The sequence below is a fragment of the Paenibacillus sp. FSL H7-0943 genome (assembly GCF_037963265.1).
In the GTDB taxonomy this organism is placed as follows: Bacteria; Bacillota; Bacilli; order Paenibacillales; family Paenibacillaceae; genus Paenibacillus_AQ; species Paenibacillus_AQ odorifer.
The window spans coordinates 1,163,864-1,188,553 of record NZ_CP150148.1 but is presented as its reverse complement, the minus strand read 5'-3'; the positions used below and the strand labels follow the sequence as shown (position 1 = coordinate 1,188,553).

Annotated in this window: 18 protein-coding genes and 1 pseudogene; 7 read left to right on the top strand and 12 right to left on the bottom strand. The window is 45.2% G+C overall.

All coding sequences use genetic code 11. The features are described from left to right. Positions 1-182: 182 nt before the first annotated feature. A complete protein-coding gene (gene cls, locus NSQ55_RS05095) occupies positions 183-1,613 on the bottom strand; it encodes a cardiolipin synthase (RefSeq protein ID WP_076129238.1) in 1,431 nt (476 codons plus the stop codon). 161 nt (positions 1,614-1,774) lie between these two features. Here cls and NSQ55_RS05090 point away from each other — a divergent pair, with 161 nt between their 5' ends. Both NSQ55_RS05090 and NSQ55_RS05085 read left to right on the top strand, forming a co-directional pair. Beyond that, complete coding sequence (locus NSQ55_RS05090; RefSeq protein ID WP_076185051.1) at positions 1,775-3,055, top strand: M23 family metallopeptidase; 1,281 nt, start codon at positions 1,775-1,777, stop codon at positions 3,053-3,055. A 38-nt stretch (positions 3,056-3,093) separates the two neighbouring features. Continuing rightward, positions 3,094-3,543 (top strand): polymer-forming cytoskeletal protein, encoded by a 450-nt coding sequence (locus NSQ55_RS05085; RefSeq protein ID WP_038568928.1) that lies wholly within the window; start codon positions 3,094-3,096, stop codon positions 3,541-3,543. An 8-nt stretch (positions 3,544-3,551) separates the two neighbouring features. Here the strand turns inward: NSQ55_RS05085 and NSQ55_RS05080 are convergent, their stop codons facing one another. The 5 genes from NSQ55_RS05080 to NSQ55_RS05060 all read right to left on the bottom strand — a co-directional run bounded on the left by NSQ55_RS05080 (position 3,552) and on the right by NSQ55_RS05060 (position 13,543). Next, positions 3,552-4,340 carry an ABC transporter permease gene (locus tag NSQ55_RS05080; RefSeq protein ID WP_076185050.1) on the bottom strand — a complete coding sequence of 263 codons (789 nt, stop codon included), beginning with the start codon at positions 4,338-4,340 and terminating at the stop codon, positions 3,552-3,554. Then, positions 4,333-5,259 carry an ABC transporter ATP-binding protein gene (locus NSQ55_RS05075; protein ID WP_232061156.1) on the bottom strand — a complete coding sequence of 309 codons (927 nt, stop codon included), beginning with the start codon at positions 5,257-5,259 and terminating at the stop codon, positions 4,333-4,335. Before NSQ55_RS05075 ends, NSQ55_RS05080 begins: the two co-directional genes overlap by 8 nt. 169 nt (positions 5,260-5,428) lie before the next feature. Beyond that, a complete protein-coding gene (gene gltB, locus NSQ55_RS05070) occupies positions 5,429-10,024 on the bottom strand; it encodes a glutamate synthase large subunit (RefSeq protein ID WP_339171712.1) in 4,596 nt (1,531 codons plus the stop codon). A 376-nt stretch (positions 10,025-10,400) separates the two neighbouring features. Then, complete coding sequence (locus NSQ55_RS05065) at positions 10,401-12,755, bottom strand: YhgE/Pip domain-containing protein (RefSeq protein ID WP_339171710.1); 2,355 nt, start codon at positions 12,753-12,755, stop codon at positions 10,401-10,403. 212 nt (positions 12,756-12,967) lie between these two features. Further along, positions 12,968-13,543 carry a TetR/AcrR family transcriptional regulator gene (locus tag NSQ55_RS05060; protein ID WP_076129243.1) on the bottom strand — a complete coding sequence of 192 codons (576 nt, stop codon included), beginning with the start codon at positions 13,541-13,543 and terminating at the stop codon, positions 12,968-12,970. 265 nt (positions 13,544-13,808) lie between these two features. On the opposite strand from NSQ55_RS05060, the gene NSQ55_RS05055 reads away from it, so the two are divergent. After that, on the top strand, positions 13,809-14,996 hold the full coding sequence (locus tag NSQ55_RS05055; RefSeq protein ID WP_076129244.1) for a glycosyltransferase: 1,188 nt from the start codon (positions 13,809-13,811) through the stop codon (positions 14,994-14,996). A 65-nt stretch (positions 14,997-15,061) separates the two neighbouring features. On the opposite strand, the gene NSQ55_RS05050 is transcribed toward NSQ55_RS05055, so the two are convergent. From NSQ55_RS05050 to thpR, 3 genes are all read right to left on the bottom strand, one after another. Next, positions 15,062-15,745, bottom strand: a complete 684-nt coding sequence (locus NSQ55_RS05050; protein WP_076185047.1) for a metal-dependent hydrolase — start codon at positions 15,743-15,745, stop codon at positions 15,062-15,064. Positions 15,746-15,819: 74 nt separating this feature from the next. Continuing rightward, entirely contained in the window at positions 15,820-16,746 is a 927-nt protein-coding gene (locus NSQ55_RS05045; RefSeq protein WP_076185046.1) for a cell wall hydrolase, read from the bottom strand. A gap of 77 nt (positions 16,747-16,823) precedes the next feature. Continuing rightward, positions 16,824-17,426 carry an RNA 2',3'-cyclic phosphodiesterase gene (gene thpR, locus NSQ55_RS05040; protein WP_076194205.1) on the bottom strand — a complete coding sequence of 201 codons (603 nt, stop codon included), beginning with the start codon at positions 17,424-17,426 and terminating at the stop codon, positions 16,824-16,826. An 89-nt stretch (positions 17,427-17,515) separates the two neighbouring features. Here thpR and NSQ55_RS05035 point away from each other — a divergent pair, with 89 nt between their 5' ends. Both NSQ55_RS05035 and NSQ55_RS05030 read left to right on the top strand, forming a co-directional pair. Next, positions 17,516-18,472 carry a D-2-hydroxyacid dehydrogenase gene (locus tag NSQ55_RS05035; RefSeq protein ID WP_339171704.1) on the top strand — a complete coding sequence of 319 codons (957 nt, stop codon included), beginning with the start codon at positions 17,516-17,518 and terminating at the stop codon, positions 18,470-18,472. 78 nt (positions 18,473-18,550) lie between these two features. Beyond that, positions 18,551-19,065, top strand: a pseudogene (locus NSQ55_RS05030) (GrpB family protein). Positions 19,066-19,140: 75 nt separating this feature from the next. Here NSQ55_RS05030 and dgt read toward each other — a convergent pair. Continuing rightward, positions 19,141-20,550: a dGTP triphosphohydrolase gene (gene dgt / locus NSQ55_RS05025; RefSeq protein WP_076185043.1), complete on the bottom strand. Its 1,410-nt coding sequence runs from the start codon at positions 20,548-20,550 to the stop codon at positions 19,141-19,143. Between the two features lie 279 nt (positions 20,551-20,829). Here dgt and NSQ55_RS05020 point away from each other — a divergent pair, with 279 nt between their 5' ends. Both NSQ55_RS05020 and NSQ55_RS05015 read left to right on the top strand, forming a co-directional pair. Then, complete coding sequence (locus NSQ55_RS05020) at positions 20,830-21,579, top strand: polysaccharide deacetylase family protein (protein ID WP_076129284.1); 750 nt, start codon at positions 20,830-20,832, stop codon at positions 21,577-21,579. A gap of 66 nt (positions 21,580-21,645) precedes the next feature. Further along, positions 21,646-22,644: a helix-turn-helix transcriptional regulator gene (locus NSQ55_RS05015; RefSeq protein ID WP_339171699.1), complete on the top strand. Its 999-nt coding sequence runs from the start codon at positions 21,646-21,648 to the stop codon at positions 22,642-22,644. Between the two features lie 378 nt (positions 22,645-23,022). Here NSQ55_RS05015 and modB read toward each other — a convergent pair whose 3' ends face one another. After that, on the bottom strand, positions 23,023-23,679 hold the full coding sequence (gene modB, locus NSQ55_RS05010) for a molybdate ABC transporter permease subunit (protein ID WP_172628881.1): 657 nt from the start codon (positions 23,677-23,679) through the stop codon (positions 23,023-23,025). Positions 23,680-23,719: 40 nt separating this feature from the next. After that, complete coding sequence (modA, locus tag NSQ55_RS05005) at positions 23,720-24,508, bottom strand: molybdate ABC transporter substrate-binding protein (RefSeq protein WP_076304992.1); 789 nt, start codon at positions 24,506-24,508, stop codon at positions 23,720-23,722. Positions 24,509-24,690: the final 182 nt, after the last annotated feature.

Sequence of the window (24,690 nt, the reverse complement as noted above, 5' to 3'; positions counted from 1 at the left end):
CTCACATTCATAGAACTCCCCCTACAATTTAACAGTATAGTTTTGAAACATTCGGAAGTATAACTACAATCTATACTTTCTTACATTTCTTCTTATACAATTATTATATCACAAAATATGCTCTAATAATGAATGGAACAGGTACTATCCTTCGAAAAATTCAGATTTAGTCCTCTTTCCGGTCATAACAGCGGTGATAACAACTGACATAGCCCTTCACCGAGTTTGACAATTCTCCCTCTCTCCTTAAATTTTACAGGATCAATGAATTCACTGTTCTTTTGATCCTTTTCAAACCCCGCGACTAGCTCTGCTATCGTCTCAGGATGCAGCAAAACCGCTGTCATTTCGAAATTAGAATAGAAGCTGCGCATATCCAGATTCGCACTTCCCACCGTACCCAGCAGATCATCCACAATCATGACTTTGGCATGCATAAATCCTTTGGTGTAGCGATAGAACTTCACGCCTGCATCTTGTAAATTCTCCAGATAAGACAAAGAAGCATGATAAACAAGCTTATTATCAGGCTTCGCCGGAATGATGATTCTAACATCCACTCCACGAAGGACTGCACTCTTCAAAGCACGACAAATCGCAGGATCCGGAATAAAATACGGTGAAGTAATCCAGATCCGTTCCCTAGCAGAGCAAAAAGCGGCAAAATACATCTCCTGAGAAGCATCAATCGCAGCATCCGGTCCACTTCCTACAATCTGCACGGCCTCTTGCTCCTTGCAAGAGTGCTCAGGGAACAAACGAGGATGACTCATACCTTCACCAGAGGCCAGTCTCCAATCCTTCAGGAAGACATACTGAATATAATAAACAGAATCTCCTTCTAAACGCAGATGGGTATCGCGCCAGTAACCCATCTTGGCGTCCTTTCCTAAGTAATCATCACCGATATTCATTCCCCCCGTAAAACCAATCAATCCGTCCACCACTAGGATCTTCCGATGATTGCGGAAATTAAACCGACGATCCAGTAAAGAACTAATCGGAGGTAAAAAAAAGTGGAACTCCACCCCGGCATTTCTCAGGGTTCGAATAAACCTACGGCTTAATCGATGACTGCCCAGTCCATCACAAAGCAAACGCACCTTTACTCCCTGCCGCGCCTTTCGAATCATAACGTCCTGAAACTGTTCTCCGATCTCATCATCACGATAAATATAAAATTGCATGTGGATATGTTCTTTTGCCTCTTCCATGGCTTCCAGCATAGCGTCGTAAGCTTCTCTTGCAGTTGACAGCACTCTGCTTTTGTTATGGCCTGTAATAGGCCCTTCCGAGAGCTTTGCAAGCAAAACCAATAAACCCTCGTTATTCTCAAACTGAGCGTTTCCAGTATCCGACGCTTGTTTTACTACCTTAATCTTACCAGTGACATACGAACGGATTTCCCGGAAGAGTGAAGTACATCTTTTGTTCAATTTTCTATTCTGTCTGTAGTCACGACCTAGAAAATAATAGAATGCCAGACCGAGCGGTGGACAACAGAAGGAAATAAACAACCATGCTATAGCCCTTTGCGGGCGTCGGTACTCCAGAAATACAATCAATGCAATCTGTATGATAAAAAGAATTAGAATTATCGCGAAAATCTTCAATTCTCTACCCCCTCAATTAATAAAAACAGATGCAATAGACTCTCTGCGATGACTCTAGTACAGGTTTTGCCGTAACTCTCCTTCTTTATTCAAACAAACCGTTGTCATGTTCCTGAAAGATATGGAATACATAGAGTAGTAGGACAATTCGGATGAGCCTAATGGAAGAAAAGTCGTTAGCCTCAGGTATCGCAAGCGGCTGCCATAAGCCGCAGAAAGGAGAAGCCATGAAGAGTCAGCCAGATCATAAACGGATTACGCTGCTTGTCGTAAGGGATGCCGGACGTCCAGTCAAACAGCTCCACATCTCCAAACCGCTAGCGTTCGCCTTACCGGCAGCAGCAGCCCTGTCTATCTCCAGTCTGGTCACCTCTATGCATTTCCATGCCTCTCAGTCCATCTCACAGCTAGAAGCCGAGGCAGCCGCACTATCGCTAACCAATCTCCGCATGGAAATGAAGGTCGCCGACAAGGATAAAGATTTAACACAGCTTCGTAGCCAGGTCAGCGAACTTTCGGAAGAGGCAGATAACATTAAAGACAAGCTGAAGAGTGTAAATGCACTGGAACAGGAGCTGCAAGCATTGATTAACAAAAGCAAAGGTGCTGCTGCCGCTACAGACACGAATGAATCTCAACCGGAGAAATCCGCAACAGAAAAATCAAAAGCTGGATCGGCCACTTCAAATTCAACATTAGGTTTATCTAACCGTCTTTCTTCTCCTGTTCCTAAAGAGACTTCCTTTAAGCAGAGTACAGAAGAGAACTCATCTTCCACTTCTCTATCCGCCATAAGTTTCCGCTTTGGGGCCATCACCGCAGCCCTTCCAAAAACACTCACCCCGCAGGTTGGTGGAGAATACATCGCGGTGTATCAGAACGACGCTACGAGCTTGGTGGAAGAAACTAAGGATGACTTTGAGGAGATTCACGGGATGCTTGATGAAATGGTGGAAAGTATCACACAGACGATCACACAGGCAGAGCATGAGAATAACGTACAGGCAAATCTGCAAGCTCAAAAGGCCCGTGCAGAAAAGGCTAAACTTAACGCTGTACCGCTCTGGCCTACCGAGTCCAAAGTCATTTCTTCAAGCTTCGGCTACCGCTCAGATCCATTCAAAGGTTTGTCTGCGTTCCATTCCGGTGTCGATATTGCTGGGAACATCGGTGATCCTGTATATGCTGCCTTAGATGGCGAGGTTATTACTGCGGAACAAATGGGCGCACGCGGAAAATACATCGTGATTAAGCATTCAAATGGATTGGAAACCTGGTACATGCATTTGAACGGAATGATCGTATCTGCGGGAGACAAGGTTAGCAAAGGGCAGAAAATCGGCTTGCTTGGAAGCACTGGCCGAAGCACAGGTCCTCATCTTCATTTTCAGGTTGTGAAGCAGAATAAAACAGTCAACCCTTTGGCGTATGTCAAACCCTAAAGGGTTGCATTTAATTTCAAAATAGGAGGAATTTATAAATGTGGAACAAACGGCAGCAGCGTGTCCCCTTTAAATCTACCGATTCCCTAATTGGGCATGGAGGAACACTGGAGGGTAAGGTGCAATGTGATACAAACCTGCGGATTGAGGGTACCTTTAGCGGTGAGATTATTTGCAGTGGTGTCGTGACTGTAGGAGAAGAAGGAACAGTGCGCTCCAGTATTAAAGCGGAAGAAATCGTGATTGCCGGCAAAGTATACGGTGATGTTACGGCTGATCGCAGACTCATTATGACCGGAACCGGAGAATTGCATGGCAATATTTCAGCAGGAGCACTTAGCATTATGGAAGGCAGCCTCCTGAATGGCTCCATTGCCATGCAAGAACAGCCCACCTCTGAAAAAGCAGGTGAGCCCAAAAGTAATATGAAAAAGGACAAGGCAGCCAAGCGCTCCTCCAAAGCTCAAGGAACACTTGAAGCCGGCTAGACTTATTTCTATGAAGCAACGTCCCTTTTACGGAAGACAATCCAGGAAATGGCCAGGAATAGGATATAGTACACCGCTAATACAGCTATGGAGAAGCCAAGTGTTGAGCCCCCCGGACCCGTATCCGACAATAGGTAACCTCTTAGATCCATATGTGTGAAGATCAAGTATTGGGCCCATTCAAACCGTTCTGGACTAAAAATAACCGTAAAAATACTCTTGGCAAACATAATAAATAAGGATAATCCAATAGCCAGCCCACTTGCGCGGAATACGCTAGATACCATGAAAGCCAGAGCAGCAGTCAGGAAAAGCTCAATGTAACGACATAGGAGATCTAGGAAGGAATATTCCGCTGGACTCCAAGCCGTAATGGATGACATCGTATCTCCCGAAGATGAGGAGAAGATTAACGAAGCACCAAACCCAAAAGCAATCAATACTGCGGTGCTAAGCAAACTGAATAACACCATGGAAATATATTTCGAGAGCAGGATCTTGGAGCGACTCCACGGGCGAATCAGCAGCAGCTTAATGGTTCCCCAGGTAAATTCGCCCGCTACGGAGTCAGAAGCCACTACAACGGTAAAGATTGTATTCAAGAAGAACGCAATACTCACCGTCATCTGAAAGTTGTCCCAAAGCCCCATAAGCGATGAATCGCCTTCGCTTGTGAAATAAATAAGCGCAGGAAGCAGCACGCTCATCACTGCAAGAATAAGCAGCATAATCCATGTGCGGACACGGCTGTATATTTTGATATTCTCATTATGTATGAGAGCTGTAAACTCACCCAATTCCTTCACCTCCTGTAACCTCTAAGAATTGATCCTCCAGCGTACGGGCAAGGGTTCTGATGTTATACACCTTAATCCCACCTGCCACTAGCTTGGCATTTAATTCTGCAATCTCCTCACGCTCTGCCTCAAGCACAAGTCCCCCACTCTTAAATACTCCACGTCCAATGAGGGCTAACGCAGCCTCAGCATTATCAACCTCGAACAAGGTTTCTCCCAGAGGCATTACAGTATTGCCTACCCCTTTCAGCTGCTTCACATCCACCAGTCGTCCATTTTGGATAATCGCAACGCTGTCACACATGAGCTCCATCTCGGAAAGTAAATGACTGGAGACGAATACAGTTGTTCCTTCTTCCTGACATAAACGGCGTAAATAGTCTCGGAGCTCGCGTATCCCTTGTGGGTCCAGCCCGTTGGTTGGCTCATCTAGAATCAGCAGCTTGGGTCTGTGCAGCAGTGCTTGAGCCACTCCCAGCCTCTGACGCATACCTAGCGAATAGGTCTTAACTTTGTCATGAATTCTTTGACCTAGTCCGACTAGCTCGACAACCTCATCTATCCGTTGCTTTGTTACCCCTGGCACCATCCGTGCATATTGGCGCAGATTCTGATAACCGGTGAGGAACTTGTACATCTCTGGATTTTCTACAATGGCCCCTATATTTGCGATAGCCTCTTCAAAATGGTTTTTAATACTACGGCCACAGATCAAGATGTCTCCACGACTAATGGAAATTAATCCTACCATCATCCGTATTGTAGTAGTCTTACCTGCTCCGTTGGGTCCCAAAAAACCGAAGATTTGTCCAGGCGGGATGTCCAGCGTTAAATCGCTCACCAGCGTTTTCGAGCCGATTTTTTTGGTGACTCCCTGCAGGCGGGCAACAGGCTCCATCAATATTTCTGTATTCGACATAGTCTCACTTCCTTTCATCTATAACCTAGTTTACCACATATACCCTTTTTTCCGAAAATCACTAGAGGATAAGAGTCTGCCAGTAAAAAAAGGAACCTGACTTCTCCGGTATTAGGAAGAGTCAGGTCCCCTTATTCATTTAGTTCCTATTTCATTCAAGTACAACAATTTAACCGCCAACACGGGCAAGCTCGCGCATATTTGCTTCAAATGCAGCCATCAACGCAGCTTCTCCGGTCAACCCGGTTTGTTCTACCTTGCGAATTTGCTCCATCATCCGTTTGTAATCCTTCGGAATGACACGAACGAAGTTCGGCAAGCTATCTGCCCACTGATTCAGTACTCGTGCGCCAGCCGCACTACCTGTAAGCTCGGTATGGCGGATAATCAGCTCACGCAGCTCTTCGATCTCCTCAGACTCTTCCACTCTCTCGAGTAGTACCATTTCGAGATTGCAGCGGCCGATGAAGGTTCTATCTGGGTCGTAGACATAAGCGATGCCGCCTGACATCCCTGCCGCAAAGTTACGGCCAGTTTCACCAAGGACAACCACTCGGCCTCCAGTCATGTATTCACAGCCGTGGTCACCCACGCCTTCTACAACAACCTTCGCTCCGGAGTTACGGACGGCAAAACGTTCACCAGCGATACCGTTAATATAAGCTTCTCCACCTGTTGCACCGTAGAATGCAGTATTTCCGATAATGATATTGTCCTCAGCAGCAAAGGTAGCTTTCGGAGATGGCTTGATAATAATCTTACCACCCGACAATCCTTTACCTACATAGTCATTGGAATCTCCTTCCACCGTAAGCGTGATTCCCTTAGGCACGAATGCACCCAAGCTTTGACCAGCAGAACCGGTGAAATGAAGCCGAATCGTATCATCCGGCAAACCTGCGGCCCCATACTTGCGGGTCAGCTCGCTGCCAAGGATAGTTCCGACGGCACGATTAACGTTCGTGATTGGCAGTGATGCCTCAACAGCGGTACCTGATTCCAGTGCAGGTGCTGCCAGGTCGAGCAGCTGCGAAACATCCAGTGTCTCTTCCAGACCATGATTCTGGTATTTACTGCGGAAGCGTGTGCTTCCTTCCGGTAATTCCGGTGTATGCAGCAGGCTGCTCAAATCTATGCCTTTCTTCTTCCAATGCTTCGACGCCTGAGTTGCGTCTAGACAATCGGTACGGCCTACCATCTCTTCAATTGTACGGAAGCCGAGACTTGCCATAATTTCACGTAGATCCTGTGCCACGAAGGTCATAAAGTTAACTACATGCTGCGGATCACCGGTAAAATTCTTACGAAGATCCGGATTCTGTGTAGCTACACCAACCGGACAAGTATCCATTTGGCAGACACGCATCATTATACAGCCAACAGATACTAGCGGAGCAGTGGCAAAACCATACTCTTCGGCCCCAAGCAATACAGCTACAGCCAAATCGCGGCCGCTTAGCATTTTACCATCCGTTTCCAGAACTACACGGTCACGCAGATTGTTGAGCATCAATGTCTGATGGGTTTCAGCCAAGCCAAGCTCCCACGGAAGACCCGCATGACGAATGGAGTTCATCGGCGATGCCCCTGTACCTCCATCATAGCCACTAACCAAGATAATATCAGCGCGCCCTTTGGCTACACCCGCAGCAATCGTACCCACTCCAACTTCCGATACGAGCTTAACATTAATGTTTGCACGTGGATTTGCATTTTTCAGATCATAGATCAGCTCTGCCAAATCCTCGATAGAGTAAATATCATGATGCGGTGGAGGTGAGATCAGACCGACACCTGCTGTTGAGCCACGTACTTCAGCGACCCAAGGATAAACTTTACGTCCCGGAAGCTGTCCACCTTCCCCTGGTTTAGCGCCCTGAGCCATTTTAATCTGGATCTCATCAGCGTTAACTAGGTAGTTCGAGGTAACACCAAAACGTCCAGAAGCTACTTGTTTAATCGCACTGCGACGTGAATCACCATTGCTATCCGAAATATAGCGGGCTGGATCTTCGCCGCCTTCCCCCGTATTACTCTTACCACCGATACGGTTCATCGCAATGGCCAGTGTCTCATGTGCTTCCTTACTAATGGAACCAAAGGACATTGCACCCGTCTTAAACCGTTTCATAATGGACGATGCAGATTCTACTTCTTCCAGTGGAATCGGTTCATAGGCTGACTTGAATTGCAACAAGGAACGAAGCGTCAATTGCTTCTCGCTTTCTCCTTGAACAAGGGCAGCATATTTCTTGTACATATCATAATTCCCGCTACGCACAGAGTGCTGAAGCAGATGAATCGTCTGTGGATTGAATAGATGCTCTTCCCCATCATTACGCCATTGATAATCGCCCCCGGAGTCAAGCACCTTATCATTTCCGTCTTTTTCTGTAAAAGCACGGTTATGATGGATAAGCGCCTCAGTTGCCACTTCCTCCAAGCCAATACCGCCAATCCGGGAAGGTGTCCAAGTAAAGTAACGATCCACGAACTCAGAGTTCAGACCCACAGCTTCAAAAATCTGCGCACCGCGGTAAGATTGAATCGTCGAAATTCCCATTTTGGAAAGAATCTTAACTACGCTCTTAGTCGCAGCTTTAATATAGTTCTTCACTGCTTTTTCATGCGAGATTCCCCGCAATAAGCCTTGGCCGATCATGTCATCCAAGCTTTCAAAAGCCAGATAAGGGTTTACTGCACTCACACCATAACCGAGCAGCAGCGCATAATGATGGACTTCACGTGGTTCACCGGATTCCAGCAAAATACTAACTTTCGTCCGTGTTCCTTGGCGGATCAAATGGTGATGCAGACTCGATACCGCAAGCAGAGCTGGAATCGCAGCATTCTCACTGTCCACACCGCGGTCAGTCAGAATCAGAATGTTATGCCCTTTAGCCATAACACGGTCAGCAGCCTCGTTCATGCGCTCAAGCGCGATGCGTAATCCTTCTGCCCCAAGCTCAGCCGGGAAAAGAATTGGAATAGACATCGATTTGAAGCCTGCACGGCGAACATGGCGAATCTTAGCAAAATCTTCGTTCGAAAGAATTGGCGTTTGCAGCGAGATCTGGCGGCAGCTTTCCGGTTCCGGTTTAAGCAAATTACGCTCTGGTCCAATCGTAGTCGTTGTGGATGTAACCAGCTCTTCACGAATGGCATCGATGGGTGGATTCGTTACCTGAGCAAACATTTGTTTGAAATAGTTATAGAGACGTTGCGGGCGGTCCGAAAATACGGCGAGCGGAGCATCATAACCCATGGAACCGACAGCTTCAGCACCAGTAGATGCCATTGGCTCAAGCACCTTGCGCAAGTCTTCAAAAGTATAGCCGAAAGCCTGCTGTAGCTGTTGTACATTGTCATGCTTAGGATTTGGCAGTTCAGGTGCATCCGGAAGCTCATCAAGACTGATCAAATGCTCATCCAGCCACTGGCGATAAGGCTTCTCAGAGGCGATAGCCGATTTAACTTCCTCATCGGAGATAATGCGGCCTTCCTTCGTATCCACGAGCAGCATGCGTCCAGGTTTCAGGCGGTCTTTATATAAGATGTCCTCTGCTGGAATGTCCAGTACACCGGCTTCTGAGGATAAAATAATCATATCGTCTTTCGTTACATAATAACGAGCAGGACGCAGGCCATTACGGTCCAGAATAGCGCCGATTTGTATACCATCGGTAAAGCCCATTGCAGCAGGCCCGTCCCATGGCTCCATTAGAGTACTGTGGTATTCATAAAATGCTTTTTTATCAGCATCCATACTATCATGATTGCTCCATGGTTCAGGAACCATCATCATGGCTACCTGTGGCAGGGAGCGTCCGCTCAAATAGAGAAACTCAAAGGTGTTATCGAACATTGCAGTGTCCGATCCATCCGGGTTAATAACAGGCTTGATCTTGTTCAGATCTTCACCAAACACTTCGCTCTTAAACAATGACTGGCGCGCATGCATCCAGTTCACATTACCACGCAAGGTGTTGATCTCACCGTTGTGGATCATAAAGCGGTAGGGATGCGCACGTTCCCAGCTTGGGAAGGTGTTCGTGCTGAAACGGGAGTGAACTAACGCGATCGCTGATTCCAGCTCTTCGTTCTGCAAATCCAGGTAGAATTGTCCGACTTGTTCTGTAGTCAGCATGCCTTTGTATACAATCTTACGGCACGACAAGCTTGGAATATAGAAGGATTCATCCTCTTCTGCACCACCGTAACGAATGGCAAGCTCTGCACGTTTGCGGATTACATAAAGCTTACGTTCAAAAGACAACTCATTCGTGACTGAAGCCGAGCGGCCGATAAATACTTGACGCACAAAAGGCTTAGCAGCTTTCGCTGTCTTGCCAAGCATTTCATCATAGGTAGGCACATCACGATAGCCGAGTACTATTTGACCTTCTTCAGCAATAATATTGCTTAAGAGAGCTTCATGCTGCGCCCGAACTTCTTCGTTATGAGATAAAAAGATCATGCCCACGCCATAATGGCCTTGTTCCGGCAAAGCAAAGCCTAGCTTCTGAGCTTCGCTTGCAAAGAAACGGTGCGGAATTTGAAGCATGATACCTGCTCCGTCACCAGAGTTGGGTTCGCTACCTTGGCCTCCCCGATGCTCCATATTAAAGAGCATTGTCAAAGCATTACTTACGATATTGTGAGACGGTGTGCCTTTAATATGAGCTACAAATCCCATGCCGCAAGCATCTTTTTCGAACTGGGGATCATACAGGCCCTGTTTTACGGGCAGTTCAGTGTGTTTCATCGAACGCAACCTTTCTATTATAAAGTATGCAATGTGTTAGGAAAATTTTTCACATGAAAATCTTAATAATTATTCAATCCAGATTAGTGCTATTATTTTATCACCGAGGTATCATCAGCGCAATTTAAACTTTTTTATGATGCTGATTAACAATTGTTTTTGCATCACAGCTTTAGCGAGTAAAAGTTTAAAAAAACTTCATGTTGCATAATTATACATAAATAACGCATAAGTGCATATGCAATGAAAGCGTTACAAGATTTTTCACTCCTTCTAATATGTTTGCAAGAAAAAGGGTTTTTATGATTTTAAATCAAAAAAAGCGTCTCCCGGAGGAGACGCTTTTTTATACTTTTTTTTCAAAAAATTTATCAGTTTATACAGTCAAAACTTGTTCACTATTCACTCCAACTTCATTCTCACGGCTACGTGTCATGAAGTAAGCGAAGGTAAGAGCAAGGAATCCAAGACCAAAGATTGCCAGGATACCTACATCTCCCCACATTGCACTGAAGTCACCTGTAGAAATTACTGCTTTGAGACCACTAACTGTGTAAGTCATTGGAAGCAGTGGATTAAAGAATTTCATCCAGTCAGGGATCAATTCAAGTGGGAATGTTCCGGCACTAGTTGTTAATTGGAAAATAAGAATAACGATAACAACGAAACGTCCCGGTTGATCCATCCAAGTAACAATCGCTTGAACTACCCATGTGTAAACTAAGCTTGTTAAGAATGTAAATACGAAGAATAGCGGTTTACTTTGTACTTCCAGTCCAAGTCCGTACAATACAACCACAGCAGCCAGCATAGACTGGATGAAGCTCATGATTGTGAAGGTAAGCGTACGGCTGATGAAACGGTTCATACGGCTAGCACCAAGGACAGCCGAATCACGCATTGGAATAACAATTGTTGAAATCAAAGCACCTACAAATAATCCAAGGGATAGGAAGTAAGGAGCAAAACCTGTACCATAATTCGGAACATGATTCACAACTTTATCCTCAACCACAACTGGTTGTGCGAACATTTCCATCATTGCATCTGTTTTGTTCACACTGCCTGTTTTTTCAGCAGCATCGCCAAGCTTAGTTGCCAGTTCTGTTGATCCAGATTTTAGATCATCCATACCATCTTTCAGCTCGCCTGCGCCATCAGCCAGTTTTTTCGAACCATCTGCAACCGCACTGATACCGGAACCTAGTTCGCCTACACCGCTAAGCAGTTTTGAGGTACCATCACCAAGTGCTTTACCGCCTTCAGCCAGCTTGCTGCCTCCAGCTGCAGCTTCTTTAAGCTTCGCACCAAATTGTTGCATTCCTGCATTCAGCTTATCGCCACCAGTTACAAGTGCAGATGCGCCTTGTGCCAGTTTTTGTTGTCCTGTCAACAGCTGTGTGCTACCAGCATTTAATTGCTTTGCTCCATCATGCAACTGAGTTACACCAGCAGCTACCTGCTGTGAACCCGAGTGCAGTTGAGTTGCACCTTGTGCCAGTTGCTCTTGCCCACTGTGGAGTGCAGTAGCACCCTGTGCCAGCTGCTCTTGGCTTTGTTGCAGTTGCTCACTGCCTTGTGCCACGGCTGCACTAGCTGCCAGCAGCTTCTGTACCGCTGGATTTTGTGCCAGCTCAGGACTAGCCTGTGCCAATTGCTCCAATCCTTGAGCTACCGCTTTAGCACCCTCAGTTACCTTCGTGCTGCCTGCGGCGGAAGCTTGCAAACCCGCTTCCAGTTTCGCGCTGCCATCTACGGAAGAAGTTAAGCCCGCTTCCAGCTTCGCGCTGCCATCAACTAAAGATTGTGTTCCTGCTTGTAGTTTAGAAGTACCATCCACAGCAGACTGTGTTCCCGCCTGAAGCTGTGTAGCACCTGTTACAGCTTGTTTCAAGCCGTCACTAAGCTGTTTACTGCCGGCAGAACTTTGTGCAACACCGTCTTGAAGTTGCGTATGTGCAGTAGACAATTGTTGCAATCCGCTTGCCAACGTGGTTGATCCTGTTTTAAGCGCCGTAGCACCTGCATTCAAATCAGTCACACCTTGTGTAAGGGGTTCTACACCATTTTGAAGTTTACCTGTACCATCTGTCAGTACAAGTAGATTATCTTTCAGCTTCAAGGCTCCGTCATCTAGCTTACCAGCGCCATCAGCGATCTTGGAAGCACCATCTCCGGCTTCGCCCAATCCATCAGATACTTCTGTAATCTGATTGAATACAGACTCCACATAAGCTTCTGTTACTTTAGCAGATACTTTATTTTTAATTTCTGCTACAGCCGTACCACCGATCTGACCAGCCAAGAAGTTATAACCTTCATTTGGCTCATAAATAATTTTTGCCGGCTGTGGTTCATCATCCATAAGAGTAGTAGCTTTAGCAGAAAAGTCTTCCGGAACAATGATCGACATATAATAAGTATTGTCCTTCATTCCTGCTTCCGCTTCTTCAAGGGAAACGAAGTTCCACTGGAAGCCGTCGGTTACCTTCAACTCTTCTATAAGATCATTACCGGCTTGTAGTTGCTTGCCTTCATAATTAGCGCCGACATCCTGGTTGACCACAGCAACCGGAAGTTCATTCATCTTGCCATACGGATCCCAGAATGCCTTCAGGAAGAATCCGCTGTACATCACCGGAATAAATAGGATAGCAATCATCGGAATCAGCACCTTCGGATTTCTAAGGGCTGCTCCAAGATCCTTGGTAAATACGGATAATGATTTCATTCTGGTTCTCTCCTTATGAGCTTATGCTCTCTTTAAAATGCTTTGTTTGCGAAATATTACGTAACACTAAGTGACTGTTTTCCCCATTCGGTCAATTCAGGGTATAAAAAAATGCCTTGCGGCTCTTCTTCAATGCCTAATCATCTTGAGAATTGTTAAGGGAAAGCGAATCGAGTGATGCTGAGAACGCCATCCCTATCCTGAATCAACCCTTACTGTGCCAATCCTTCGGCGAGAAACAAATGAAAATACATCTTGATCTGTTCCTTGTCCAAGGGAGTATGTGTTTTATTCAGTTCAGCAGTCAATACAATATATAATCTGAACATGACTACCGAGACGATTTTGGGATCGCAAGGTTTGATTTCTCCCTGTTGGAGCGCTTGTTGCACCTCCCGTTCTAAATATTCTAAAACTACGTTCTCGATCTTCTCGAGTCCTTCTCCAGCCTGCGGCGTACCGAATTCGCGATTCTCCTGGGAAAGTTTTATGAATAGCTCCTGCTCACTTCGAAACTCAAGCAGAGCATCCAGCACACGATGCAAGTTATCAAAGAAAGGTCTGTCTCGCCTGATCTCCCGTTCAGCTATCGTCTTCATTTCCATCATCATATCGCGCAGGATCTCGTCAAACAATTGCTCTTTGTTTGTAAAAAAGGTGTAGATGGTTCCCTTACCGACATTTGCAATCTTAGCAACCTGATCCATTGTAGTTGCCTTATAGCCAAATAATGAAAAAGATTTCGCTGCGGCCTGAAGCACCTGCTGTCTTCGATCCACCACTGCCACCTGTGCACACTTCCTTTCTCCAGAAAATATCGTTCCCGCTGACTTCTGACCATTTTACTAATCCGGTCAATTGGTCATTCACTACTTTATCATGTTGTTTTCTAGTTTGCAATACTTTGGGCGAACCTTTTATTTTTTTATTTATTGCAGGGTTTTAACTTTCTATTTACGTCTTACTTGTATAATGTGAGTATAGTATAGATTTCCTAGTATAATTAGAAGAAGGAAAGCATCTCTATAGAAAAGGAAAGTAGCAGGTGAACTTATGCGAAAGAAAAGAGTACTGCTGTTTTCGGAAGGCTTCGGTACGGGCCACACAGGAGCAGCCTATGCTCTGGCCGAAGGAATAAAGCTGCTGAATCCGGATGTCCAGTGCCGAGTCATCGAGCTGGGGAAATTTCTTAACCCGACGGTCGCCCCTTGGATTCTTTCCGCTTACCGCAAAACAGTTAGCAGCCAGCCTAAGCTGGTCGGCATGATGTATAAGACACAATATCATAAATCATTGAACCCGTTGACTAAAATGGCGCTTCACCGGATTTTTTATACACATGCTTCACAGGTGATCGAACAGCTAAAGCCTGATTTGATTATCTGCACTCATCCCATTCCGGCTGCGGTCATTTCCAGACTAAAGCGTCGTGGATTAAATGTGCCTCTGTATACATTAATTACAGATTATGATGCACATGGGAGCTGGGTAAATTCCGAGGTCAATCGTTATCTCGTATCTACCCCACGTGTCAAATCCATTCTGACAGGCCGTGGGATCGCTCCAGAGCTAGTAACCGTGACTGGCATCCCAGTGCATCCAAAGTTCTGGGAACGCTCCAACAAGACGCTGCTGCGCAAGGAACTGGGATTGGCTGATATCCCAACCGTACTCATTATGGGTGGAGGTTGGGGGTTAATGTTCGGCAAAGAGATTATGCATTCCCTCACCGCCAGAATGGATGATATTCAGCTCGTCTTCTGTATGGGCAGTAATGAGAAGCTAATCGCCAAAATGAAGTCCAATCCACTGCTCAATCATCCCAATGTTAAAATTCTGGGATATAGCAGTGAAATCAATAAATTGATGGATGCCTCAGACCTGCTGATCACGAAGCCTGGAGGGATGACCTGCACAGAAGGTCAGGCCAAAGGAATTCCGATGCTTTTCTATAAAGCTATTCCAGGTCAGGAAGAGAAAAACTGCCAATATTTCGTAGAGCTTGGGCTGGCAGAGGTGCTCGACTCGGAAGTAGTGAACAAATGGTTCACTATGATGCTTCGTGAATATTCAGTTCTGGAAGAGCAACGCAGACGACGTCTCGCTCCAGATAAACATCAACCGCAAAGCTGTGCGACTACTGTTCTGAAGATGTTAGGTAACCCCGTAAGCGAAGCAACTGAAATCAGAGGCTCTAGAGCGCAAGCACGTAATGAAGAACCTGTATGTATTACACCTTAAAGAATAAGCAGGTAGTCAGGGAATTTCCCCCGGCTACCTGCTTTTTTTAATATAAATCGGATTGGTTAAAATTCTACACTCTCACCAGCTTTAAGTGGGAAACCTTCCACTCCCTCTTGGTGCAGGCGATCGCAGAAATCAGCACCATCCTGAGCAATATCCGGAAATGTATTGTAATGTAGCGGGATCACCTTATCCGCCCGCAGCCAGCGTGCGGCCAGCAAGGCGTCATCCGGTCCCATGGTAAGCATATCGCCTATAGGCAGAGCTGCCAGGGCAATCGCATTCCTTTCTCCAATGAGGCGCAGATCACTGAATAGCGCGGTATCCCCCGCATGGAAAATCGTCTTGCCCTCAATCGTCAATAAAATCCCCGCGGGTTGTCCAGCATAAATCCAAGAGTCGCCCTCCTGAATGGATGAGGAATGAAATGCCTGCGTAAATTTCACAGTCATCCCGGCATAGGTATGACTACCACCTATATTCATGTGCTTTACCTGTGCACCCTTCATCCGGCAATATTCGGCAAGCTCAAACACCGCAAAGATCGGACAATCATTCTGTTTGGCAATTTCGACAGCATCTCCAAAATGGTCAGAGTGGCCGTGAGTAAGCAGAACGGCATCAACGGAAATATCGGCAGGTGAAATACCGGAGTTCGGATTGCCTGACAAAAAAGGGTCAATAATAACCTTCACGTTCCCCGTCTCTACCAGCAGAGCTGAATGTCCATAATAAGTGATTTTCATGGTTATCTTCCACCTCCAGATTCATATAGTTTAGTTTACCCTATATAGCGCTGAGGTTCACAGATCCACCAAATTTATTTATAAAAAGTATGATTGCCAATGGTTTTAACATAAGTCTGTGTATGATGTACGGTCAGATCCTGTGCAAGTTTTAGCGACAAGAAAAAGTAAGTATTATCGGGAACTTCCTTTACTCCGGAGAGTGCAGCATTCACCGCTTTAATACTATCATCGTTAGGCTTCACACGGTTAAGACGCCCGTTAGCTACAGGGCTGAACTGGCTCTTCTGATAAATAACCTTATATATCGTGTCGGGGAAATTGGCTGACCGCAGCCTATTCAGAACAACGTTGGCAACTGCCACCTTGCCCTTGTACGGTTCACCTTCCGCCTCTGCCATTACAATTTTTTGTAGCAGAAGCAGTTCTTCTTCGGATACAGCGTAGCGCCGGGTTGCTTTACTTTGCTGCTCCTGGCTTAATAGCTCTGTCCGAGAGAAGTACAATGTTGTGAGGGGATGTTTCTGAGAAGCCGAGACTGTCTTCGCTGTCGCCTGACTACTCTTTGTTGCTGTTTCCGCCAATTGCGACGCTTTTTGCGCAGCTGGCTTGGATTGTACTACATCAGCCTTCACCCGAATAATGGAAACGTTCGATGTGTTTTTTGTGTTTTTTTGTTTTAATTTTTTTACACTAAGCCATTCCACACCCTTCGCCGGTTTCCAAGCGGAACTTAAAAGACTGAATGTGTTATTAAGCTTATTGGCTTGTGTAACTTCAGTAATGCCCCTCGTAATGCTACTCGTTATACTAGACTTCGATTCATCTTGCAAAAGAGAAAGTACGGATGCACGGCTAGTGGATTGCAACTTATCCATCTGCACCCTGTCCACCTTCCCTTCCGCAACTTGTTCGGGTTGCAATAAGCTTATGGCAGAGAAACACACTAGTATAACGCCAACGAGCAACGCAATATAGCGGTTTTGTTTAAAAATTAACATGATATTCCTCCTATTTCACGGCACATTCCTATTGTATGTAACCGAAAACGGAAGCTTTGAAAACTTTATTATCGATTTTAAACTGTAAACTTTTCAATAATTTCATACATAGGAATGGCATACATTCTGGTAGCATACAACACAAAACTATCAATCGTCCAGTCTCTCTGATAGTTTTTTAGGTTCCAATCATCATCCAATTTCAGTAAATTTTCCAGCAATTTATCATCATATGAATTTTTTCCCCGGTACTTTCGAGCCACAGTAAGATGCGGTTTATAGGCCCTGGATTCGCCTGAAAAACCTAGTGGAAACGTCGCTGAATGCACTCTTGCAGCTAATTGATTTAATGCCTCTATTTCGCCGGAAACCCCTATCCACAGGACTCTTGGGGAAGCTGGAAGACCAAATGTGTCCCATTTGTCCAAAGAGAGATTGAAGGGTCTGCCTTGCCCCGCAGTCTTCCTCAAGGATTTCACTAAATCTGGAATTTTGGCCTTTGGGGTATCTCCTAAAAATTGCAGGGTAATATGATAATCTTGCGGATTTGTCCATTTAGCAAAATCAAAATTTTCAGATAGCTTTGAACATGCCTGCGCCACTATTTCTTGCAGCTCAGAAGGTAATTTCACAGCTAAAAAAAGCCGTTCTGATTCGTTCTCTGATGCTTTAGCATCCATGGTCAATTTCACCTTCTCCAATAGATTTGGTATTCTTAACCTATAACATGATCCATATCCATTAAACCACAAAGTAGGAGGAACACATCATGACTAAGTCTATAGTATGTCTACAACCACTTACATCTCAGCAGCAGGAAAGGATCAAAGCGGCTGCCCCAGGCTATACATTTACACAAGGAGACGCAAAAAATCCGGATTTGCAGCTGCTTGCAGAAGCAGAAATTGTAATTGGCTGGGCAAAAGGTATTTCGGATACACTCCTTCGCCACGAGTCCTCCCTTCGCTGGGTTCAGTCCTGGTCTGCTGGTATTGAGAAGCTTCCTCTCGATCGTCTTAAGCAACAAGGAATCCTGCTCACCAGTGGGAGCGGGGTTCATGCCGAACCTATTTCTGCGGTAATCTTCGGGTTCATACTTCTCTTCACCCGTAATTTGCATACAGCTGTACGCAATCAGCAGAACCGTATTTGGAAATCTGATGGCAGTGAAAGCGAGCTGTTCGGTAAAACAGCCGTAATAGCTGGAACTGGAGCGATCGGCAGTGAAACCGCCAGAATTGCTAAAGCCTTCCGGATGAAGACTATCGGTGTCAGCCGTTCCGGTAAGCCAGTCGCAGACTTTGATCAAATCTATACAACAGATCGTTTATCCGAAGCTGTAAGTCAAGGAGATTTCATCATCAATACCCTTCCTATTACCGATGAGACCAAGCATTTATTTAATGCCACCAGCTTCTCCGCGTTTAAAGAAGGCTCCTATTACATTAACATTGGCCGGGGCGCAACTACCGATACAGAGGCGCTGATCGATGCATTGAATCGCGGACAACTCCGTGGCGCTGGGTTGGATGTTTTTGAGACTGAACCCCTTCCGCAGGATCATCCGCTTTGGTCTATGGAGCAGGTTATTATCACTCCACACTCCGCTGGAATTACAGATCAATACGCTGACCGGATCGTTAATATTTTTACCGAAAATGTGAAGTCTTACTTATCATCAGGCACGCCTTCTCTAAACCTTGTTGATTATGACCGGCAATATTAATAATAAGCTTTACAAAACAGGAACATCTGTTCTATAATAAGAAAATCCAAAGTTATCCATAAAGAGAGGGTTAGTGCAATGAAGGTCACGGTCACAGAATTTAACGAACAATGGGGTCTAATGTTCAACGAAGAAGCTCAGAAGATTAAAGATATCTTTGCTGATGCCCTCGTTGATATTCACCATATTGGCAGCACTTCTGTTTCCGGACTCAAAGCGAAACCAATCATAGATATAATGCCTGTAGTACGAAATATCGAAGCTGTAGATGAGTTCACCAGCAAATGACAGCACTTGGTTATGAATGTATGGGTGAGTTCGGTATCAGTGGCAGAAGATATTTCAGAAAAGGCGGAAATAGCAGAACCCATCATGTTCATGTCTTCCAAATGGATAATAAGATAGATATCGGTCGTCATCTGGCTGTAAGAGACTACCTTCGATCACATCCGGAGGCGGTTAAACAGTACGGAGATTTAAAAGATACTCTTGCCAAACAATTCCCAGAGGATATTGGAGCTTATATAGACGGGAAAGAAGAATTTGTGGTTAATCTTGAAAAAACTGCATATGAGTGGTATTTAAATCAATAATCCTTATAAAAATAGCCCCTGCTGTTCATTTAGATCATCCTAAATGAACAGCAGGGACTACTTGTCTAAGAGCCTCTAATCCAAATCATAAATCGAGCCGACCTTCAGTCCGTACAGCTCATTATATATTTTCTCTGCAAAAGCATCAGTCATCCCTGCGATATAATCAATCACCATATGCTCCCAAGTCCAAATCGGCTTTGCCTGCTTCTGATCTTTCTCAAAGCGCTGCAGCCAATCCGATGGAATAATGGCTTTAGAGGTCTGTGGATCCAGAAATGCTCCCCATAGTCGGCGCAAAATCCACTCACTACGTTTCTGCAGCCGCTGCACACGCAAATCACGGATCATAGTGACCCATGCGAAGCTTTTCAACACACTGACGGTCCGCAGCATATCTTCATCTTCTTTTCCTTCCTTTATAAAGGTGACCTTCTTCCAGTCTCCATCTTGGATCACTCCCAAGCTTGCGACAAAGGTACTTACCCAATAAGCCTTAACTTCACGTCGAGTGCGGGAATAGTCGTTTTCACAGGTTGGCATTTTTTCCTTCCAAACCCGAAGAAATGAACTAAGCACTTCCTCGACCTTCGCGCGAATGCATTCCTCTTCCCAGCCCTTCCAGAAGAAATCCTCGAGCGTGGTGATTTTCTCCACGATTAACCGCTGGATATAAGAATCATGCATAAAGTGTTCATGCACTTCAATCTTTCCGGCTTTAATCCCATCCTCCAGATCATGTGCAGAATAAGCGATATCGTCACAAAGGTCCATAAGCTGAGCCTCCAACGTTTTCTTACCTGCTGGTATTCCCCATTCTTTGCGGATCTCCGAAATATATCCCCATTCGTGCAGGTACATCCCCTTCTTCAGCGAGGTGCCGGGAAAAGGATACTTATTTATGCCTAGCAGCACAGCATCCGACAGATTTAGGCCATCAATATTTTCACGCTTCTCCAGAAACATAATCAGCCGATAGTTGTGGGCATTGCCTTCGAAATGCTCATAACGTTGCTTCATCTGCTCATGGATCAGCAGCCGATCCACACCCGTTGCGCCTGATTGCAGCGCAGCCTCGTTAGTTTTCTTTTCAATAAGCTGTTCCAAAATATTATCCAGCACTTCTTCCCCTTTATGTCCAAAAGGAGGATGGCCAAAATCATGAGCGATAGCTGCGCATTCCACTACCTCTGGATCGATAACAAGACCCGGATTCTCCGCCTTAGTGGTTTCCACTTCTGGATACGATCGCAGCAGACTTTTCGCCGCCTCACGAGCAATCTGCGCAACTTCAAGTGAGTGAGTCAGACGCGTACGGTAATAATCACCCGTCCCTGCTCCGAATACTTGTGATTTACCTTGTAGCCTACGAAAAGTAGGCGAATGAATCAGGCGTGAATAATCACGCTCATAAGCAGCTCTCGACGTTTCAAGGCGGGTAATCTCCGGATATTGCCGGTGTTCTCTTTTTTCAATAAGTGTCATCTTCCCACCCCTAACCAAATGTCTGTATATAGTACTTCATTATAAGGCATTTTCATAACTATTTTCACATCAAAATACAAAAGCTAATTTAATTATAAACGGGCATGTCGATAACTATGTAATCATCAGAAGCCAAAATGAATCTCATAACCTGTACATGAAGGTATAGTAGAAAGAAGAAAGAGCACGAAAAAAGACTGGTTGTCTTTACAAAACTTAAACTATGAATATACCGACCCCCAAAAGGAGCACTCTAAAATAAAAAAAACAGGTGAAATGATGAAAACTCGCAGCAAAATTATGATGATCACCCTTACACTCTTTTTATGCTTCACGAACTCTGCTCTAGGCAGTCCAAGCAAAAACCGCGACTACTACGAAAAAAGAGGAGACATGATTTGGGAAGTACATACTAACCAAAAAGTGATTGCATTGACGTTCGATGACGGTCCTGACCCTACTGAAACCGATCAAATCTTAAAGGTATTGAATCAATACCATGCGAAATGCACCTTTTTTGCGATAGGAAAAAGAATTGCAGCCTATCCAGAGGTAGCGAAACGAGTGATTGCTGAGGGGCATGAATTAGCTAACCATACCTACAATCACGTTTATTTTAAAAGACCTATTAATGAAGCCCAATTTGAGCAGGAGCTAAAATTGACCGAAGAAGAGATTATAAAAGTCTCCGGTAAACATAGTTCACTGTTCAGACCACCAGGCGGCATGTATGACGAGACCTTAGTAGATCTGTCTAACAATATGGGCTTGAAGCCAATATTATGGTCCTGGCATCAAGATACACGTGACTGGAATCGCCCAGGGGTATACAGTATTTCGAACAAGGTCATTCGAAATGCACGAAATGGAGACATCGTTCTGTTTCATGATCATGTGCACGGGCAGTCACAAACTAGAGAAGCGCTTAAAATTATTTTGCCCGAATTAGAAAAGAAAGGCTTTCGATTTGTCACTGTCTCTGAGTTGATCAAATTATCCAGTACACAGCAGGCTGGGAAACAACAATAGCCTAATTGCACAGGACTTCAAAATAGGGTAGTCTTGTCCTAATATGAAGTTCTGGAGGCTTTTGTGATGTCCGATAATACATCCTATACGACAGAGGAAATTGCCCGCTTATTAAAAATATCAAAATTAAAAGTATATGATCTAATTAAAAAAGGGGAGCTCCCCTCCTACCGTGTAGGAAAACAAATGCGCGTGGATCAATCCGATTTGGAGGCCTACAAACAAAATACACGGAGTGGGGTGTCTACCGCTAACCCTACTACTATAATGGGCCAGACTCCACCAGCAATACCCTTGGCCTTTTCCGGTACAAATCCAGCTCAAATGCCAGCACAATCTCCTCACCTTAAAGCTGTAGGACACAGCTTGGTGATTACAGGTCAGGATATGTCACTGGATATTCTAGCTACCTATTTAGAACGGGCTCTGCCTACTGAACGTCCTCTTCGTTCTTATGCCGGGAGTCTAGACAGCCTGATTGCCATGTATAAAGGGGAATCGGACATTGTCAGCACACATTTACTCGACGGGGATACTGGAGAATACAACCTACCCTATATCCGTAAAATACTCGTCGGATGTTCTTATGTTGTAGTTCGCCTGCTAACCCGAAGTGCTGGTTTATACGTACAAAAAGGGAATCCCAGAGGTATTCAGGAATGGTCTCACTTAGAGCAGGATGGACTCACGCTGATCAATAGAGAACGAGGCTCAGGTGCACGCGTATTATTGGATGAACAGCTTCGATTGCATGGCATTCCAGCAGCCAGCCTATCAGGCTATAAGAACGAGGAGAACAGCCATTTGGCAGTTGCCGGTAAAGTGGCCCGGGGAGAAGCTGATGTAGCTATCGGCACTGAGAAAGCCGCCAAGATTGTCGACGGCGTTGATTTTATTCCTATGATTCAGGAGTGCTACGACCTGGTGATGATTAAAAAACCGGAGCATGAGCAATGGATCGCTGCCGTGATTGAGATTTTGCGTTCACCAGCCTTCCAGAATGAGCTTGGATCCATTCACGGATATGATCTCACGGAAACTGGGACGATTATTTATGAGACTTAATGGTCGCAGACAGAAGAAGGAAGCAATCTGCAGAAGCGTTTAACTGCATTTCGTACAACTATATTTCTTTGAACAACTCGCAAATTAGATATAACTGTATTTGGTACACCTATTTCTTTTGATTTACTACCCCATAGGCGTCTTTTCTAGTTTTAGTTGTATAGAATACAATTAAAACTAGAACGTTCCCTTATGCAGACCGAATAACTGTATAGAATGCAGTTAATTCACAGACTCCATCAAAATTTGGCGGCGCTAAAAGCTGCATCAAAGTCGCCGGGTTTCCACTTGCCCAGCATCTGCTCAAGCCGCCCGCTTCAAACCAAAAACACCAGACAGCAACTCTCCCATAACCGGAGAATCGCTGTCTGGTGTTTTTTAAGAACGCCGATTCACAAACATCAGCATAGCGGCTGAAATAACAATAATTGAGCATACCCACATCCACGCGAGCGTCATATTGCCGCCATCTACCGCAACATAGATCGCTGTGGGTAAGGTTTGCGTACGGCCCGGAATATTGCCAGCTACCATGATGGTAGCGCCAAACTCCCCAAGACCGCGGGCAAAGCCAAGAACATAACCGGCTGCCAGCGACCGGCCCGCAAGCGGCAGCGTGACATAGCGCAGTACCTGCAGTTCACTTGCCCCTTGTGCCCGCGCTGCATCTTCAAGATCTGCTTCTATCCCTTCGAAACCCGCCTTCACTGTGCGGTATACGAGTGGAAAAGCTACGACTACAGCGGCGATAACAGCCGCCCCCCATGTGAACAGGATCGTCTGCTCCGTCATCTGTTCATACCATCTGCCGATCCAGCTTCGTCGGCCTAAAATAACTAAAAGCACAAATCCTACGACCGTCGGCGGCAAAACGAGCGGAAGCAGCATTATAGTCTCTACCAAGCTGTGGCCGGGAAACTTCCGGCCTGCCATGGCCTTCGCAGCAGCTGTTGCCAAAATGAATACAATAATGCTGGTAATCACAGATATTTTTACGGAAAGCCATACCGGGGCGAAGAAATCAGTCCAGTTTATTTCCAACCTTATTCCACCCGCTTCTACTCTTAATTTCTATTTAAGGAAGCAGGAAGCCATAACTTACAAAGATATCATTAGCTTCCTTGCTCTGAAGGTAACTATACAACTCCTTAGCTGCCTTTTGATTCTTCGAGGTCTTCACGATGCCTGCCGGATAATTAATGGCTTTGTGTACATGTGGACCGACCGTCAAAGCGATTTTAGTTTTCTTTGAAGTAAGCGCATCTGTCTTATAGACAAAACCGGCATCGGCATTTCCTGTTTCTACATAAGAGAGAACCTGACGCACATCCTTGGCAAATACAAGTTTGCTTTGCAGCGGATCCCATACCTTTTTCGCTGCCAGCGATTGCTGAGCATATTGACCCGCCGGCACAGATTCAGGCTGTCCTACTGCCACCTTCTTAAAAGCTTTATCCGTAAGCTGAGTAATTGTAGTTAATTTAACCTTTGAATCTGAGGGTACAACTACAACCAATTGATTCTTAAGCAGAACCTTATGATCGGAGATAAGTCCACCTTCCACCAGTGCATTCATCTGTTTATCACCTGCCGAGAAGAACAGATCCGCCGGCGCCCCTTGCTCAATCTGCTTTTGCAGAGTGCCACTTGCTGCATAATTAAAAACCAAATCAATATCGGGATGTTTCTTTTCATAAAGGAGAGCAATCTTATCCAGGCTGTCTTGCAAACTAGCCGCTGCGGAAACAATAATTTCGGTCTTCTTGGTGGCTGCTTGCACCTCTACACCTGAACCTGCAGATAAATTTACAACCAGAAGGATTGCCAATATCCCCATCACGGAGAGTGCCCATTTCTTAAACATTTCCATTCCTCCCAATTTCGTATGTATATATTTAGATGCTATTCTAGCATACAGTTTTTCGTTTTTCTACAACTACAGTTGTGTTTGGATATGTTTAGTTATATATTGTTATAATTAGACAATATATAACGATGATTTTGGCTTTTTGCACACAAAAAAGATGCCTCTGACACCCCTAAATA